The sequence below is a fragment of the Micromonospora fulviviridis genome, assembly GCF_014648395.1.
Classification (GTDB): domain Bacteria; phylum Actinomycetota; class Actinomycetes; order Mycobacteriales; family Micromonosporaceae; genus Micromonospora; species Micromonospora fulviviridis.
This window is the reverse complement of the sequence record NZ_BMRA01000011.1, coordinates 221,113-236,174: the sequence shown is the minus strand read 5'-3', so window position 1 is coordinate 236,174 and position 15,062 is coordinate 221,113. Positions and strand designations below refer to the sequence as shown.

Annotated in this window: 16 protein-coding genes; 8 read left to right on the top strand and 8 right to left on the bottom strand. The window is 74.5% G+C overall.

Annotated features, from left to right (window positions below; all coding sequences use genetic code 11):
- Positions 1–52 precede the first annotated feature (52 nt).
- Entirely contained in the window at positions 53–379 is a 327-nt protein-coding gene (locus IEY96_RS26560) for a hypothetical protein (RefSeq protein ID WP_189197530.1), read from the bottom strand.
- A 224-nt stretch (positions 380–603) separates the two neighbouring features.
- Between IEY96_RS26560 and IEY96_RS26555 the strand changes: the two genes are divergently transcribed.
- Positions 604–1,407 carry a helix-turn-helix domain-containing protein gene (locus tag IEY96_RS26555; RefSeq protein WP_189197529.1) on the top strand — a complete coding sequence of 268 codons (804 nt, stop codon included), beginning with the start codon at positions 604–606 and terminating at the stop codon, positions 1,405–1,407.
- Positions 1,398–1,583, top strand: coding sequence for a DUF397 domain-containing protein (locus IEY96_RS26550; RefSeq protein WP_189197528.1), 186 nt, complete (start codon positions 1,398–1,400; stop codon positions 1,581–1,583). Before IEY96_RS26555 ends, IEY96_RS26550 begins: the two co-directional genes overlap by 10 nt.
- Positions 1,584–1,850: 267 nt before the next feature.
- Here IEY96_RS26550 and IEY96_RS26545 read toward each other — a convergent pair whose 3' ends face one another.
- On the bottom strand, positions 1,851–2,225 hold the full coding sequence (locus IEY96_RS26545) for a VOC family protein (protein ID WP_189197527.1): 375 nt from the start codon (positions 2,223–2,225) through the stop codon (positions 1,851–1,853).
- 102 nt (positions 2,226–2,327) lie between these two features.
- Here IEY96_RS26545 and IEY96_RS26540 point away from each other — a divergent pair, with 102 nt between their 5' ends.
- From IEY96_RS26540 to IEY96_RS26525, 4 genes are all read left to right on the top strand, one after another.
- Positions 2,328–4,097 carry a proline--tRNA ligase gene (locus IEY96_RS26540; protein WP_189197526.1) on the top strand — a complete coding sequence of 590 codons (1,770 nt, stop codon included), beginning with the start codon at positions 2,328–2,330 and terminating at the stop codon, positions 4,095–4,097.
- A gap of 55 nt (positions 4,098–4,152) precedes the next feature.
- Positions 4,153–4,572, top strand: a complete 420-nt coding sequence (locus IEY96_RS26535) for a CBS domain-containing protein (protein ID WP_189197525.1) — start codon at positions 4,153–4,155, stop codon at positions 4,570–4,572.
- Between the two features lie 69 nt (positions 4,573–4,641).
- The gene (locus IEY96_RS26530) at positions 4,642–5,067 is read left to right on the top strand and encodes a SufE family protein (protein ID WP_189197524.1); all 426 of its coding nucleotides are present in this window, start codon (positions 4,642–4,644) and stop codon (positions 5,065–5,067) included.
- Between the two features lie 20 nt (positions 5,068–5,087).
- Positions 5,088–5,720 carry a DsbA family oxidoreductase gene (locus tag IEY96_RS26525; RefSeq protein WP_189197523.1) on the top strand — a complete coding sequence of 211 codons (633 nt, stop codon included), beginning with the start codon at positions 5,088–5,090 and terminating at the stop codon, positions 5,718–5,720.
- 36 nt (positions 5,721–5,756) lie between these two features.
- On the opposite strand, the gene IEY96_RS26520 is transcribed toward IEY96_RS26525, so the two are convergent.
- From IEY96_RS26520 to IEY96_RS26500, 5 genes are all read right to left on the bottom strand, one after another.
- Positions 5,757–6,305 (bottom strand): YbaK/EbsC family protein, encoded by a 549-nt coding sequence (locus IEY96_RS26520; protein ID WP_189197580.1) that lies wholly within the window; start codon positions 6,303–6,305, stop codon positions 5,757–5,759.
- Positions 6,306–6,388: 83 nt separating this feature from the next.
- Positions 6,389–6,583 carry a hypothetical protein gene (locus IEY96_RS26515; RefSeq protein ID WP_189197522.1) on the bottom strand — a complete coding sequence of 65 codons (195 nt, stop codon included), beginning with the start codon at positions 6,581–6,583 and terminating at the stop codon, positions 6,389–6,391.
- A gap of 37 nt (positions 6,584–6,620) precedes the next feature.
- Positions 6,621–7,400, bottom strand: a complete 780-nt coding sequence (locus IEY96_RS26510; RefSeq protein WP_189197521.1) for an SDR family oxidoreductase — start codon at positions 7,398–7,400, stop codon at positions 6,621–6,623.
- A gap of 118 nt (positions 7,401–7,518) precedes the next feature.
- Positions 7,519–8,901, bottom strand: a complete 1,383-nt coding sequence (locus IEY96_RS26505) for an MFS transporter (RefSeq protein ID WP_189197520.1) — start codon at positions 8,899–8,901, stop codon at positions 7,519–7,521.
- 55 nt (positions 8,902–8,956) lie between these two features.
- A complete protein-coding gene (locus tag IEY96_RS26500; protein WP_308429952.1) occupies positions 8,957–9,178 on the bottom strand; it encodes a hypothetical protein in 222 nt (73 codons plus the stop codon).
- A 307-nt stretch (positions 9,179–9,485) separates the two neighbouring features.
- Here IEY96_RS26500 and IEY96_RS26495 point away from each other — a divergent pair, with 307 nt between their 5' ends.
- Entirely contained in the window at positions 9,486–14,048 is a 4,563-nt protein-coding gene (locus IEY96_RS26495) for a cation-translocating P-type ATPase (RefSeq protein WP_189197518.1), read from the top strand.
- A gap of 84 nt (positions 14,049–14,132) precedes the next feature.
- Here IEY96_RS26495 and IEY96_RS26490 read toward each other — a convergent pair whose 3' ends face one another.
- A complete protein-coding gene (locus tag IEY96_RS26490; protein WP_189197517.1) occupies positions 14,133–14,552 on the bottom strand; it encodes a CBS domain-containing protein in 420 nt (139 codons plus the stop codon).
- A gap of 119 nt (positions 14,553–14,671) precedes the next feature.
- Between IEY96_RS26490 and IEY96_RS26485 the strand changes: the two genes are divergently transcribed.
- On the top strand, positions 14,672–14,962 hold the full coding sequence (locus tag IEY96_RS26485) for an NIPSNAP family protein (protein ID WP_139131901.1): 291 nt from the start codon (positions 14,672–14,674) through the stop codon (positions 14,960–14,962).
- Positions 14,963–15,062: the final 100 nt, after the last annotated feature.

Genomic DNA, 15,062 nt, shown 5'->3' with positions numbered 1-15,062 from the left:
ATCGTGACGCCTTCCCAGACGCCACCCCACCGCGCCATGGTTGCCGGCGGGATCACTGATTCTGAGCGACGCCCTTCCGGTACGGCCCCCAGGCAACGAACCGCTCGAACAGATCGCGCGGGGTGGGCCCGTCGTGCGGGTTCAGCCGGAACAGGTCGTGGGTCGCCTCGTGGTACAGCCCGGAGAGGTAGACGGCCAGGTCGACGGGGTGGTCGGCGTACTCGACCTTGAGCAGCAGACGCGCCTGGGCGCACGGCCACGGCAGCCCGCAGGCCCGGCACAGCCAGAGCGGCCGGATCGGCAGGTGCGCCGGCCAGTCCGGCGGATAGGGGCGCGGCCGATCGGGGTACGGCCCGAGGCGCGGCACGGGGAGGCTCATGGCGACTTCCTTCTCCGGTACGGGGGTGGGGATCGCCCCCGGCGCTTCGGGGGATCAGGGGGCGGCCCCCGCAGCGGGCCGGACGGGAGGCGGCTCGCTGGGTGACAGTCTGCTGAGGACACGACTACGCTCGGAAGCCGTCGAGGCGGTTCGTGGCGACCTCCCGTCGGCGCTCGCCGGCGCACGGCGACGCCAGGGAGGCGTCGGGAAATCGGGGAGGAAGTGTGGAGAGCGAACCGACCGCGGAGCTGATCCGGGCCCAGCTCCGGCGGCTGCGGTTGAAGGCCGAGCTGAGCCAGGAGGAGTTCGGGAAGCTGGTCCACTTCTCCGGGTCGCAGGTGTCGGCGGTCGAGCTGGGCCAGCGACCGCTGGACCGGTTCTTTCTGAAACGGGCCGACGAGGTGCTGGGCACCGGCGGCCTGCTGACGTCGCTGCTCAAGCTGGCGGAACGCGACGGCCAGCCGAGCTGGTTCCGCCCCTGGCTGGAAGCGGAACGCCAGGCGCAGCAGTTGCGGACCTACCAGCCCACTCTGGTTCCAGGGCTGCTACAGACCGAGAACTATGCCCGGGCAATGATCCGCACGGACGACATGATCAGTGACGACGAGGTGGAGAGGCGGCTCGCCGTCCGGCTGGACCGACAGTCCATTCTCTTCAGTGCGGACCACCCCAAGTACGTCGCCGTCATTGAGGAGTCGGTCCTTCGGCGCGCGGGCGAAGGTTTCCAGGGGCTCATGGTTGAGCAGATCGCGCACCTCATCGAGTGCGGCGGGCGGCCACACATTCACATCCACGTCGTCCCGACAGAGGTCGCCGTTCACGTCGGTCTGGTCGGGCCCTTCGCGCTGGCCCGTGGAAACGACGGCGGCTGGGTCGGTCACCTGGAGAACCAGCTCGGTGGCGTAGTCGTCGACAACGATGAGGATGTGGCTATCCTGCTGTCCAGGTGGGAGAGCGTGCGCAGTGAGGCATTTTCTCGCCAGCAGTCGACGGAGCTGATGAAGGAAGTGATGACGTCATGGAGCTGACCGGCGCGGCCTGGCGAAAGTCCACCCGTAGCGGCACGCAGGGCGACTGTGTCGAGGTGGCCGACAACCTGGCCGGAGTGGTCGGCGTCCGTGACAGCAAGGACCCCACCGGCCCGGTCCTCACGTTCACCCCCGACGCCTGGCGCGCCTTCATCATCCACGCCAGGCGCCGCTGACTCCTGGGCACGCTGGTGATCTTGTAAGTCGGTTCCCCGACAAGGCGTCGAGAGAAATCGCCCTATGCTCACGCCATGGGAGCGATCAAGCCGTGGCACCTGCTCGTCCTTGCCCTGTGCTGCCTGTTGCCCACGGCGGCGGCTGTCGCGGGCGGCGTGTGGGCGGCACGGCGGTCTCGCCGACGGGGCTAGCTGATCCTCTGGGTGCGGTTGTTGTCGTCGGGGCAGCAACAGACGCACCCACAGCGGCCAGACGACCGACGCGACTCAGAGGTACAGGCAGAACGGGTGGCCGGCCGGGTCGAGGTGGACGCGCACGTCGTCCTGGGGCTGGAAGTCCGCCACGGTGGCCCCCACGGACACGGCGTACGCCGACGCCGCGTCGAGGTCGTCGACCTGGATGTCGAGGTGTGCCATCATCCGCGGCTCGCCCGGGCCGGCGGGCCAGACCGGCCGCACGTACGCCGGCTCGGTCTGGAACGACAGCCCGGCTCCGCCCTCGGGCGCGACCAGGGTGACCCAGTCCGGCTCGTCCTCCCGGCGTGACCACCCGAGCAGCCGTTCGTAGAAACCGGCCAGCTCCCGGGCATCTGGCGCGTCCAGCACGGTCGCCGTCATCGTCAGCCGGGGCCTCTCATCCATCCCCCTCTCCTACCCCCACCACGGCGTCCTCCACCCCGGACCGTCCACCGGCACGGGGCGAATCCGATCGCCCGCCGGCCCGACCCGCCGTACGCTGCCTCAATGCTGCTGCGCATGTCGACTCTGCTGCTCCGGACCCTGCGCGAGGACCCGGCCGACGCCGAGGTGCCGAGCCACCGGCTCCTGCTCCGCGCCGGCTACGTACGCCGCGCCGCCCCGGGCGGCTACACCTGGCTGCCGCTGGGCAAGCTGGTGCTGGACCGGGTCACCGAGATCGTCCGCGCCGAGATGGCGGCGATCGGCGACCAGGAGGTGCACTTCCCGGCGCTGCTGCCGGCCGAGCCGTACCGGGCCAGCGGGCGGTGGACGGAGTACGGCGACGACATCTTCACCCTCGAAGACCGGAAGGGCGCCGAGCACCTGCTCGCCCCGACCCACGAGGAGATGGCCGCGCTGCTGGTGAAGGACCTGTTCAGCTCGTACCGGGACTTCCCGGTGACGCTCTTCCAGATCCAGACGAAGTTCCGGGACGAGGCCCGGCCCCGGGCCGGGCTGCTGCGCGGGCGCGAGTTCCTGATGAAGGACGCCTACTCCTTCGACCTCGACGAGGCGGGGCTCCAGGCCGCCTACGACCGGCACCGTGACGCGTACCAGCGGATCTTCACCCGGCTCGGGCTGGACTTCACCGTGGTGCACGCGATGTCCGGGGCGATGGGCGGCTCGGCGTCCGAGGAGTTCCTGGCCGCCACCCCGGTCGGCGAGGACACCTACGTCGGCTGCACCACCTGCGACTACGCCGCCAACACGGAAGCCGTGGTGACCCGCGCGCCGGCGGCCGGCGACCCGGAGGCCCAGCCGGCCATGGAGGTGCACGACACCCCGGAGACGCCGACCATCGCGTCCCTGGTCGACCTGGCCAACGCCCGCGCGCTCGCCGGCCGGACCGGCTGGACCGCCGCCGACACGTTGAAGAACGTGGTGCTGGCCGTGCGCCGGCCCGGTGTCGAGCAGGCGGAGCTGCTGGTGATCGGCCTGCCCGGCGACCGCGAGGTGGACCTGAAGCGGGTCGAGGCGGCGCTGCACCCGGCCACCGTGGCGGTCTTCGAGGACTGGGCGGCGCATCCGGAGCTGGTCCGCGGTTACATCGGGCCGCAGATCCTGGCCAAGCACGCCGTCCGCTACCTGGTCGACCCGCGGGTGGTCACCGGCACCGCCTGGTTGACCGGGGCGAACGAGCCAGGCCGGCACGCCACCGACGTGGTGTGCGGGCGGGACTTCGTGCCGGACGGCACCATCGAGGCGGCCGAGGTGCGGCCGGGCGACCCCTGCCCGGCCTGCGACGACGGCGAGCTGACCATGCGGCGGGGCATCGAGGTGGGGCACATCTTCCAGCTCGGCCGCCGGTTCACCGACGCCTTCGCGGTCGACGTGCTCGGCCGGGAGGGCAAGCCGGTCCGGCCCACCATGGGCTGCTACGGCATCGGCGTCTCCCGGGCCGTCGCGTCGGTGGCCGAGCAGCACCACGACGACCGGGGGCTGGTGTGGCCGGCCGAGGTCGCGCCGTGCGACGTACACCTGGTGGCGGCCGGAAAGGGTCCGCAGCTCGACGCGGCGCTGGAACTCGGCGGACGCCTCTCCGCGGCCGGCCTGCGGGTGCTGGTCGACGACCGCACCCACGTCTCGGCCGGGGTGAAGTTCACCGACGCCGAGCTGATCGGCATCCCGCGCGCCGTCGTGGTCGGCCGCCGACTGGCCGAGGGGTACGTCGAGCTGCGCGACCGGGCCTCCGGCGAGCGGATCGAGCTGCCGGTGGACGGCCTCGTCGAGCGCCTGCTCGACGAGGCGCGCGGGACGCGCCGCGACGTGGTGTAGCGGACGCACCACGGGGTACCGCAGACGGATCGACCAAGGTGTTTCGGAGGCTCTCATGTACCGGGTCAGTGACGTGATGACCAAGCAGGTGGTCTACCTGCCCGCGGAGACTCCCCTGGACGAGGCGGCCAGGGTGATGAAGGAGTCCGACATCGGCGATGTGGTGGTCACCGACGGGGCCACCCTCGCCGGCGTGCTGACCGACCGCGACATCGTGGTCCGGGCGGTGGCCGAGCGGGCCGACCCGTCGAGCACCACGATCGGTTCGATCATCACCCGCGAGGTGGTGATGATCGAGCAGCACTGCACCGCGGGCGAGGCGGCCGCGCTGATGCGCGAGCGCAACATCCGGCGGGTGCTGGTCTGCGACAACGAGCGCAAGCTGGTGGGCATCGTCTCCCTCGGCGACCTGGCCATGCAACTGGACCCGAACTCCGCGCTGAGCGACATCAGCGAGGCCGCCCCGAACGTGTGACCCGCCCGACCCGGTGCCCTCCCGGCCGACCCCGGAGGGCGCCGGGTCACCGGCGGTAGCCTGGCGGTCATGTCCGAGATGCCGAGCAAGCTGGCCGAGATCGTCGACGAGTTCGCCGCCGCCCCGCGCGACGTGGTGCTGGAGATGCTGCTGGAGTTCTCCGACGTGATCCCGCCGCTGCCCGAGGGTGTCGATCGGGGCGACCTGGAGCAGGTGCCGGAGTGCCAGACGGCGTTCTTCCTGCGCGCCGAGGTCAACCCGGACAAGACGGTGAGCACGATCTTCGACTGCCCGCCGGAGGCACCGACCACGCGGGCGTTCGCCGGCATCCTCGCCGAGGGGCTGGCCGGAGCCAGCGCCGAGGAGGTGCTGGCCGTGCCGGACGACCTCTACCAGCGGATGGGCCTGGCGCAGGCGATCAGCCCGCTGCGGATCCGCGGCGGCACCGCCATCCTGGCCCGGCTGAAGCGCCAGGTCCGGGAACAGATCTCCTGATCGACGGGTTGTCGCTGGTCATGGAGATCGAGATCTACGCCGACGTCGTCTGCCCCTGGTGCTGGATCGGCAAGCGCCGCCTGGAGCAGGCCCTGGCGAGCTACGACGGCGAGGTGACCGTGCGGTTCCGGCCGTTCCAGCTCGACCCGACGCCGGTTACCGAGCCGAAGCCGCTCATCGAGGCGCTGGGCGCGAAGTTCGGCGGTCGCGACAAGGCCGAGGGCATGGCCGCCCACGTCACCCAGGTCGCCAAGGGCGCGGGGATCGACATGCGCTTCGACCGCGCGGTGGCCGCGAACACCTTCGAGGCGCACCGGCTGGTCCGGTTCGCGACCGAGCGGGGCCGGGCCGCCGAGCTGGTCGAGCGGCTCTACCGGGCGCACTTCCAGGACGGGATCGACGTCGGGTCGACCGACGCGCTGGTCAAGCTCGCCGCCGAGGTGGGCCTGGACGAGACCGAGGCCCGGGACTACCTGGAGTCGAACCTCGGCCGCCGGGAGGTGGCTGCGGACCTGAGCGCCGCGCACCAGCTCGGCGTCTCCAGCGTGCCGACCTTCGTGCTGGCCGGGAAGTACGCCGTGACCGGCGCCCAGGAGCCGGAGACCCTGCTCGCCGCCCTGCACGAGGTGGCGCAGCGTGAAGCTGCCGCGTGATGTTTCACGTGGAACAAGATCGATGCGAGTGATGACCTAGGCCGGCCGGGCCAGGTCCTCCACCACCGTTGCCCCGGGCAGCGCGCCGAGCGCGGGCCCGGGCAACGCGATCTTGCTGTGCCGTACGCCGGACCCGATGATGACGTGCGGCATGGCGATCACCCGCGAGTCGACGAAGATCGGCCAGTCCTCGGGGAGCCCGATCGGGGTGATCCCGCCGTACTCCATCCCGGTCAGCTCGACCGCGTCGGCCATCGGCGCGAAGCTCGCCTTGCGCACGTCGAGCAGCCGGCGGACCACGCCGTTCACGTCGGCCCGGGTGGTGGCGAGCACCATGCAGGCCGCGTACCGCGTCTCGCCGCCCCGCTTGCCGGCGACCACCACGCAGTTTGCCGACTCCTCCAGCCCCACCTCGTACGCCGCGCAGAACGCCGCCGTGTCGGCCAGCTCGGCGTCGATCGGGGCGACCAGCACGTCGTCCACGTCCACGGGAGCCTCGTCCGGCCACCGCTCGATCGCCGCGGCGACCGGCGCGGCCAGCAGGTCCAGTCGGGTCCGGGCGGGCTCGGTCTTCAGCGTCCCCATCACGGGTGCGATCTTCGCACCCGCCGGGCGGCACCGCTCGCCGACGTCCCGACCGGCCCGTACGCCGGACGACCGGACGGGGCTCAGCTGCCGGTGAGGAAGGCGTTCTCGCGGGCGAAGGTGCGGTCCTGGTGGGTGGCCAACTCCTCGGCCCGCACCTGCTGCGCGCGGTGGGTCTCCACGTCCTCGATGCCGTGCCGGACACCGAGCCGGATCACGCCGTAGAGGAAGACGAAGCCGAAGACGTACAGGATCACGGTGGTGACGAAGACCAACATGCGGCCACGGTAGGGCGGCCCGGAACCGCAGAAGGTTTCATCTCCGGCCGGTTCCCCCGTACGTGTCGGCCAGGTGGTCGGCCCAGGTGCGGGTGCCGGTCGGGGTGGCGGTGGTGGTGAGCCCGCCGGCGCGCAACTCGCGGCCGAGCCGCCCCGGGATCCGGACCGGCAGCAGCGGCCGCCGCGATCCTCTCGCCGCGCGCCAGGCGCGGACCGCCTCGTCGTAGCGGAGCACCTCCGGGCCGCCGAACTCCTCGATCCGGCGCGACGGGCCGGCGGCCAGCATCGCGGCGAGCCGGCCCGCCACCTCACCGGCGTCGACCGGCTGGGCGAGCACCGCCCGATCCCCGAGCACCGGGCCGAGCCGGCTCGCGGACCGCAGCAACTCGTCCAGGAACTCGGGGAACTGCGTCGCCCGCAGCACGCTCCACGGCACCGGCCCGGCCGCCACCACCTGCTCGGCCGCCAGCTTGTGCCGGTAGTAGCCGAGCGGCACGCGGTCGACGCCGACGATCGAGACGTAGACAAGGTGGCCCACCCCGGCATGCCCGGCGGCCAGCACCAGCCGGCGAGTGCCCAGCACGTCGATCTCGTGGGTACGCCGGTTGGGCGAGGAGGCCAGGTGCAGCACGGCCTCGACCCCGTCGACCGCCGCGGCCAGCCCCTCACCGGTGGCCAGGTCGGCCGCCACCCACTCCACATCGGCGTCGCGCCGGGGCCGGCGGCTCACCGCGCGCACGGTGTGCCCCTCGTCGCGCAGCCGGGGCAGCGCCACCCGCCCGAGCCGTCCGGTCGCCCCGGTCACCAGCACCCGCATCGTCGCTCCTCTCCCGCGTCCTTCCACCGGACGGGACGGCGGGCCGGATCGTGACCTCCGGCCCCCGTACCCCCGATCCTGCGTCCCCGGGCCGGGGTGGCGCGGGCGGATCCGGTGGTCAGGCGGTCGCGACCGGCCGGCGCACCACCCGCCCGGCGAGCAGCACGCCGAGCAGCCCGCAGCCGGCCGCCACGGCCAGCGTGGTCGCGTAGCTCGCCCGGCCGGGAGCCGACCCGGCAGCCAGCACGGCCCCGGTCAGCGCCAGCACGGTGGCGGCGGAGAGCGAGTCGCCCAGTTGCAGCGCCGAGCTGTTCCGGCCCTGCTCGGCGGGGGCGGACAGGTCCAGGGTGAGCACCGACAGGGACGGGTAGAGCAGCCCCATGCCGAGTCCGGCGACCGCCCAGGCCAGCACCGCGAGCGCCACCGGCAGGGCCGGCAGGAGGGCCACCGCGACGCCGGCCGTGCCGACGGCGATGCAGGCCAGGCCGGTCCGGGGCAGGGTGGCGGCGGACCGCGGCGCGGCGATCCGGCCCTGAATCCAGGAGCCCACCGACCAGGAGAGCGCGCCGACCGTCAGCACCAGCCCGGCCGCCGTCGGCGAGAAGCCCCGCTCCCGGGACAGCATCAGCGGGATCACCACCTCGGCCCCGGCGAACGCCGCCGAGGCCAGGCCACGCAGCCCGATCACGGCCGGCAGCCCGCGCGCGGCCCGCAGGAACCCGGCCGGCAGCAGCCGCGGCACGCAGGCCAGCAGCCCGACCAGCGCCACGCCGATCAGCCCGGCGGCGAGCGCGCCGCGCTGCTGCCCCCCGTAGTGCAGCAGTGCGGCGCTCGCCCCCGCCCCGCAGGCCCAGCCGATCCGGGCCAGCGCGCCGGCCGGCGGCCGGGTCGGGGCGGTCGTCCCCAACGCCCGCAGCCCCGGCTGGATCAGCAGCACCGCCGGCACCGCGACCGCCGGCACCGCGAGGAACACCCAGCGCCATCCCAGGTGCTCGACGATCAGCCCGGCCACGGCCGGACCGACCAGCGACGGGACCACCCAGGCGGCGGCGAACGCGGCGAACACCCGCCGCCGCAACTCCTCCGGGTACGCCTGCGCGACGATCACGTAGAGCGCCACGGAGAGCAGGCCCGAGCCGAAGCCCTGCACGACCCGCCCGACGACCAGTACCTCCATGGTGGGCGCGGCGCCCGCCACCACCAGGCCCACCACGAACCACCCCACGCCGTGCCACATGGCGGGGCGTGGGCCGCGCGCGTCGCACCAGATGCCGGAGGCGACCATGGCCACCACCCCGGAGGCGAACGGGCCGCCGAAGGCGAGGGCGTAGAGGCCGAGCCCGTCCAGGGTGCGGGCGACCGTGGGCATCGCGGTGCCCACCGCCAGGGCCTCGAAGGCGAGCAGCGACACCAGGGCGACGCTGCCCACGGTCATCGCCCGCAGCCGCGGCGACCAGAGGTATGCGGGCGGGGCCGGCGGTACGGCGGTGGCGGTCGACATGGGCTCAAGCCTCGGACCTCAACGGGGATTGAAGTCAACGGTGAGCCCCGTCTCGTCAGGCCGACTCCAGCGCCTCGCCCACGCCCTTCACCAGGCCCGAGTAGTGCTGGTCGGCCAGGAGGTGCCCGGCGGTGATCACCAGGGCCAGCGGCCACTCGATGACCTGGAGCGCGGCCAGCACGCCCAGCCCCGCGTAGTAGGTCAGCTTGTCCGGCGGGGGCACCGCCACCTCGCCCAGCACCGGGATCTCCACCCGCCGGCAGTACGTCCTCATCATCTCCCGCGACCCGCTGAGGTTTCGTGTCAGCGTGCTCACTGGCGCCTCCCCGGTTCCGACGACGACATCGCTGTCCGAGCGGCATTCCACCGGCCTGCCCGTCCATGCCCCGGGCAGTGCGGAAACTTCCCCCGCCCGAGGGGCATAACGGACGCCGCGCCGGGAAGTCGGGCCCCCGGGACGAGGCCGCGGGAGGCGAGATGGCGTACGGCTACGACGACTTCAGCTCGGCACGTCCCGGCCTGAAGCCGTCAAGCGACGGCGGGACCACCGGAAAGCGGGGCCGGCAGCCCGGCCGTACGCCTCGATGACCTCGCTGGGCCGCGTCGCCGGCCTCCTCCTGTCGCCGGTCGCCGTGCCGGACGCCGTGGCCCGGGTCGCGCGCAGCGTCGCCACCGCCGTGCCGGACACCGCCCGTACCGTCGGATCCGCCCTGCCGGACACGGCCCGGAACGCCGTGCCGGGCAGCGTCGCCGAGGCGGCGGGAAGCGTGGGCGCGGCCGCGACCCGGCTGGCCCGGCTCGCCGGGCTGACCCGACGCCGGGTCTGGTCCCGCGACGGCCGGCACCACATCGAGGTGCACGGCGTCTGCCAGGACGGCGGCGACCGGCTGGCCCGGCAGGTCGAGGCGGCGCTGGAGGCGCTGCCCGGGGTGGCCTGGGCCCGGGTCAACGCACCGTCCGGCCGGGTGGTCGTGGCGGTCGAGGAGCCGAAGCCGAAGCTGCGCGACCTGATCGCCACCGTGGCGCGGACCGAGCGGGTGTGCCCGCACGAGCCGGACCCGGAGGTCCCGCCGCCGCATCCGCCCGAGGAGGGGCCGCGCACGCCCCGCACCCTGGGCGCGCTGGCCTCGGACGCGCTCGGCCTGACCATCTCGGCGGCCACCCGGATCCTCCCGTTCGCCCCGGTCCCCGGCGAGGTGGCCGGCTTCCTCGCCGCGGTCGACCTGCACCCGAAGCTGCACGCGCTCGCCGACCGGGGCCTGCGCGCCGACCCCCGCGCCGACCTGCTCTTCCCGCTCGCCGAGGCGGTGGTCCAGGGGCTCACCGGCGGCTGGGCGGGCATCGTGCTCGACGGCGCGCAGCGGGTCGTGCAGTGGGGTGAGGCGCGGGCCCAGCTCGCCGCCTGGGCGAAGGCCGAGCCGAGGCTGACCGGCGACCCGGACCGGGCGGTCGCCCGGGTGCCGGACGGCGAGCGGCCCTGCCCGGTCCCGGACGGTCCGGCCGAGCGCTACGTGAGCCGGATGCTGGCCGCGGGTGCGGCGGCCGGGGCGGCCGCGCTGCCGGTGGCCGGCGGGAAGCGGGCCGCCGCGCTGGCCCTGTCGTCGCTGCCCAAGGCCCCGGGCAGCGGCCGCGAGGGGTACGCCGCCCAGCTCGGCCGGATGCTCGCCCGGCGCGGCGTGATCGCCATGGACCGCAGCGTGCTGCGCGAGCTGGACCGGATCGACACCGTGCTGCTGGACGCCGCGGTGCTCGGCTCCGACCGGGGCGTGCTGGCCGACCTGGCGCCGCTGCCCGGTACGGACACCGGCCAGGTGGCCGCCCGGTCGTTCGCCCTGTTCGACCCGGCCGCCCCGGACGCCGTCCGCAACGCCGACGGCTGGCGGCTCGGCCCGCTGGACCGCATGGACGTGACGGACCCCGGGGACACCCCGGACAGCGCGAGGCTGCGCGCGGACGGCGGCCGGCTGCTCGGGCTGGCCGAGGGCGGCCGGCTCGCCGCCGTGCTGCGGGTCGAGCCGGAGCCCGTCCCCGGGGTGGACGCCCTGGCGACCGCCGCCCGCCACGCCGGCCTGCGGCTCGTGGTAGCCGGGGACGACGACAGCCGGTACGACTTCGCCGACGCCCTCGTGCCCGGGGGTCCCCGGCTCGCCGACTCGGTCCGTGACCTGCAACGCGAGGGCGCGGTGGTGATGGTGGTCTCCGGTGACCGGGCCGCGCTCGGCGCCGCCGACTGCGGGCTGGGGGTCTCCGCCCCGGAGGACCTGCCGCCCTGGGGCGCGCACCTGCTGGTCGGCGACGACCTGCGGATTCCCGCCCTGCTCATCGACGCGACCGGGGTGGCCCGGCGGATGACCGGGCAGAACATCCGGATCTCGATGGCCGGCACGGGGCTGGGAGCGCTCGGCGCGTTCACGGCTGAGCGGGAGCGGCTGCCCGGCCGGACGCTCGCCGCGGTGAACGGGGCCGCCGCCCTCGCCTTCGCGCACGGCGTCTGGCGGGCCCGGCGGCTGCCCGACCGGACCCGTACGCCAGCGCCCGCGCTCACCGCCTGGCACCTGATGCCGGTGGAGATCGTCCTCGACCAGCTCGGCACGCATGCCGAGGGGTTGACCGGCGAGGAGGCGGCCCGCCGCCGGCGTGCCGTGACCGGGGACGGGCACGGACCACCCGGGCTGCTCCGGGCGTTCGTCGACGAGCTGTCGAACCCGCTCACCCCCGTGCTCGCCGCCGGGGCGGTGCTCTCCGCCACGTTCGGCTCGCTGGTCGACGCCGCGCTGGTCGGCGGGGTGGTGGGTGGCTCGGCGCTGATCGGCGCGGTGCACCAGCACAACACCGAGCGCTCGCTGGCCGAGCTGCTGTCCCGTTCGGCGGTGACCGCCCGGGTGCTGCGCGACGGCGCGGAGCAGGTGGTGGCCGCGGAGGAACTGGTGGCCGGCGACGTGGTCGCGGTGGGGCCCGGGGACGCCATCCCGGCCGACTGCCGGGTGCTGACCAGCGACGGGCTGGAGGCCGACGAGTCGTCGCTGACGGGTGAGTCGCTGCCGGTGGGCAAGACCGCCGAGCCGGTGGTGGCCGCGGCGGTAGCCGAGCGGCACTCGATGCTCTACGAGGCCACCACGGTCGCCGCCGGCCACGGCACCGCCGTGGTGGTGGCCACCGGCCAGGAGACCGAGGCGGGGCGGAGCCTCGCCCTGGCCCGGGAGGCGCCCCCGGCCAGCGGGGTGGAGAACCGGCTCGGGAAGCTGACCAGCGCCGCCGTGCCGCTGGCCGCCGGCTCGGCGATCGCGGTGGCCGGGGCGGGGTTGCTCCGGGGCGTACCCCTGGCGGAGACGGCGGCGACCGCCGCGAACCTGGCCGTGGCCTCGGTGCCGGAGGGGCTGCCGTTCCTGGTCAGTGCCGCGCAGCTGGCGGCGGCGCGGCGGCTGGCCGAGCACGGCGCGCTGGTCCGCAACCCGCGGACCATCGAGGCGCTGGGCCGGGTCGACGTGCTCTGCTTCGACAAGACCGGCACCCTCACCGAGGGGAAGCTGCTGTTGGCCGGGGTGGGCGGCGGCGACGACCGGTACGCCCCGCCGGACCGGCTGGACGAGCCGCTCCGGCTCACCCTGGCCGCGGCGCTGCGGGCCACCCCCGCGGCGGCCGACCCGGACGAGCCGCCCCACCAGACCGACCGGGCGGTACGCGGCGGCGCGGGCACCGCCGGCGTGGTGGAGTGGACCGGCGCACCGGACTGGACGGCGGTGGGCGGGCTGCCGTTCGAGCCGTCCCGGGGCTACCACGCCACGGTCGGGCGGACCGCCGACGGGCTGCTGCTCAGCGTCAAGGGCGCGCCCGAGTCGGTGCTGCCGCGCTGCGCGGCGCGGCGCACCGCGCAGGGCGACACGCCGCTGGATCCGGCCGGCCGGGACGCGCTGCACGCGATGCTCGCCGAGCGGGCCGGGGCCGGGCACCGCATCCTGGCCGTGGCCGAGTGCCCGGTGGGCGCCGAGTCGGTGACCGACGAGCAGGTCGACGGGCTGGTCTTCGTCGGCTTCCTGGCCCTCGCCGACGGGGTGCGGGAGAGCGCCGCGCCGGCAGTGCGGCGGATCCGGCAGGCCGGCGTGCACACCATCATGATCACCGGAGACCACCCGGCCACCGCCGAGGCGATCGCCGCCACCATCAGCCCCGATCACGGGGAGCAGCAGGTGGTCACCGCCACCGAGCTGGACCGGCTCGACGACGAGGCCCTCGCGGAACGGCTCATGGCCACCGACGTGGTGGCCCGCTGCACCCCGGCGCACAAGGTGCGGATCATCCAGGCGCTGCAACGCCGGGGGCGGACGGTGGCGATGACCGGCGACGGCGCCAACGACGCGCCGGCCATCCGGCTCGCCGACGTGGGCATCGCACTCGGCCAGCGCGGGACCCCGGCGGCCCGCGCCGCCGCCGACCTGGTGGTCACCGACGACCGGCTGGAGACCATCATCGCGACCCTCGTGGAGGGGCGGGCCATGTGGTCGTCGGTCCGCCACGCGCTGAGCATCCTGGTCGGCGGCAACCTGGGCGAGATCGCGTTCAGCGTGCTGACCGCCGCCAGCACCGGCCGGTCGGCGCTCACCGGCCGGCAACTGCTCCTGGTCAACCTGCTCACCGACCTGGTACCGGCGCTGGCCATCGCGGTCCGCCCGCCCGCCTCGGACGGGGCCGACCACCTGCTGCGGGAGGGACCGGACACCTCGCTCGGCGAGACGCTGACCCGGGAGATCGCGCTCCGGGCCGGCGCCACCACACTGGGCGCGACCGCCGGCTGGACGCTCGCCCGGTGGACCGGCCGGGAGCGCCGGGCGGGCACGGTCGCGCTCGCTTCGCTGGTCGGCACCCAGCTCGGCCAGACCGTGCTGGCCGGCGGCACCAGCCCCACCGTGCTGGCCTCCACCGCCGCCTCGATCGGCGTCCTGGTCGCCGTGGTGCAGACGCCCGGGGTCAGCCAGTTCTTCGGCTGCACCCCGCTCGGCCCGGTGGGCTGGACCATCGCCGCCGGCTCGGCGCTCGGCGCCACCTTCGCCAACGGCGCGCTGACCCGGCTGGTCGACCGCCTCCCACAGCGCGACCCCCACCCGCATGGGGAAACTGACCAGGGGCACGGCGAGGAGCATGACGCCTGAGGTACTGGGGTGCTGACCTCCTGACGCGGCTCGCCGCCCTCCCCGGCGCGGGCCGGAGGGGCGGCGAACGGTCGGCGGCTACGGTCAGGAGCGCTCGGAGATCGCCTCGATGAGGTCGCCCACCGGGCGTTCCGGCAGCGAGCGGGCCACGTCGGCGACGGCCACGATGCCGACGAGGTCGTGCCCGTCGATCACCGGCAGTCGGCGTACCTTGTGCTGGCCCATGGTCCGCAGGATCTCGGCCGCGTCGTCGTCCGCGCCGATGGTCACGGCCTCGCCCTGGGCCAGTTCACCGGCGGTCACGTCGGCCGGGTCCTTCCCCTGGGCCAGCACCTTCACCACAATGTCCCGGTCGGTCACCATGCCCTTGAGGCGGTTGTCGGCGCCGCAGATGGGCAAAGAGCCCACCCCGAGCTCGGCCATCCGCCGGGCGGCGGTCCGGAGGTCGTCCTGCTCCCGGACACAGCTCACGTCGCTGGTCATGATCTCGCGTGCGGTCGGCATTGGCATGACACCTCACTTTCGGGGGGTTGTTACCCGTACCTCCTACCCCCGGCGGCCGGGGCCATGCCGCCGACATGGACGGCGGACCGGTGGGAACACCGCCGGTGGAGGTGATGGACATGCCATTCGTGCAGGTCGTCGAGTACCAGACGGACCGCCCCGACGAGGTGCGCCGACTCAGCGAGGAGTGGACGCGCGAGCACCCGTCCCCCGGGCCCGCCCGGGTGACCTTCGCCGAGGACCGGGAGCGGCCCGGCCATTTCGTCATCGTCGCCGAGTTCGACAGCTACGAGCAGGCCATGGCGCACAGCGGCCGCCCGCAGACCGGCGAGTACGCCGAGCGCATCCGCCAACTCGCCAGCGGCGAACCGCGGTACCTCAACCTGGACGTGACGCAGCAGCAGACGTGATCCGAGGCCGGCCGGCAGCGCGCCGGCCGGCCCGTCGGTACGGGCGCTGCGCGATGGATTGACTACCTTGTGTGGATGGTCCACGACGAGCAGCGCCCGC

Bases quoted from the DNA above. Each gene is read 5' to 3' on its own strand.
- IEY96_RS26485 (WP_139131901.1), top strand. From the start codon at position 14,672: ATGCCATTCGTGCAGGTCGTCGAGTACCAGACGGACCGCCCCGACGAG.
- IEY96_RS26560 (WP_189197530.1), bottom strand. From the start codon at position 379: ATGAGCCTCCCCGTGCCGCGCCTCGGGCCGTACCCCGATCGGCCGCGC.
- IEY96_RS26505 (WP_189197520.1), bottom strand. From the start codon at position 8,901: ATGTCGACCGCCACCGCCGTACCGCCGGCCCCGCCCGCATACCTCTGG.
- IEY96_RS26495 (WP_189197518.1), top strand. From the start codon at position 9,486: ATGACCTCGCTGGGCCGCGTCGCCGGCCTCCTCCTGTCGCCGGTCGCC.
- IEY96_RS26490 (WP_189197517.1), bottom strand. From the start codon at position 14,552: ATGCCGACCGCACGCGAGATCATGACCAGCGACGTGAGCTGTGTCCGG.
- IEY96_RS26520 (WP_189197580.1), bottom strand. From the start codon at position 6,305: ATGGGGACGCTGAAGACCGAGCCCGCCCGGACCCGACTGGACCTGCTG.
- IEY96_RS26515 (WP_189197522.1), bottom strand. From the start codon at position 6,583: ATGTTGGTCTTCGTCACCACCGTGATCCTGTACGTCTTCGGCTTCGTC.
- IEY96_RS26500 (WP_308429952.1), bottom strand. From the start codon at position 9,178: ATGATGAGGACGTACTGCCGGCGGGTGGAGATCCCGGTGCTGGGCGAG.
- IEY96_RS26545 (WP_189197527.1), bottom strand. From the start codon at position 2,225: ATGGATGAGAGGCCCCGGCTGACGATGACGGCGACCGTGCTGGACGCG.
- IEY96_RS26550 (WP_189197528.1), top strand. From the start codon at position 1,398: ATGGAGCTGACCGGCGCGGCCTGGCGAAAGTCCACCCGTAGCGGCACG.
- IEY96_RS26530 (WP_189197524.1), top strand. From the start codon at position 4,642: ATGTCCGAGATGCCGAGCAAGCTGGCCGAGATCGTCGACGAGTTCGCC.
- IEY96_RS26510 (WP_189197521.1), bottom strand. From the start codon at position 7,400: ATGCGGGTGCTGGTGACCGGGGCGACCGGACGGCTCGGGCGGGTGGCG.
- IEY96_RS26535 (WP_189197525.1), top strand. From the start codon at position 4,153: ATGTACCGGGTCAGTGACGTGATGACCAAGCAGGTGGTCTACCTGCCC.
- IEY96_RS26540 (WP_189197526.1), top strand. From the start codon at position 2,328: ATGCTGCTGCGCATGTCGACTCTGCTGCTCCGGACCCTGCGCGAGGAC.
- IEY96_RS26525 (WP_189197523.1), top strand. From the start codon at position 5,088: ATGGAGATCGAGATCTACGCCGACGTCGTCTGCCCCTGGTGCTGGATC.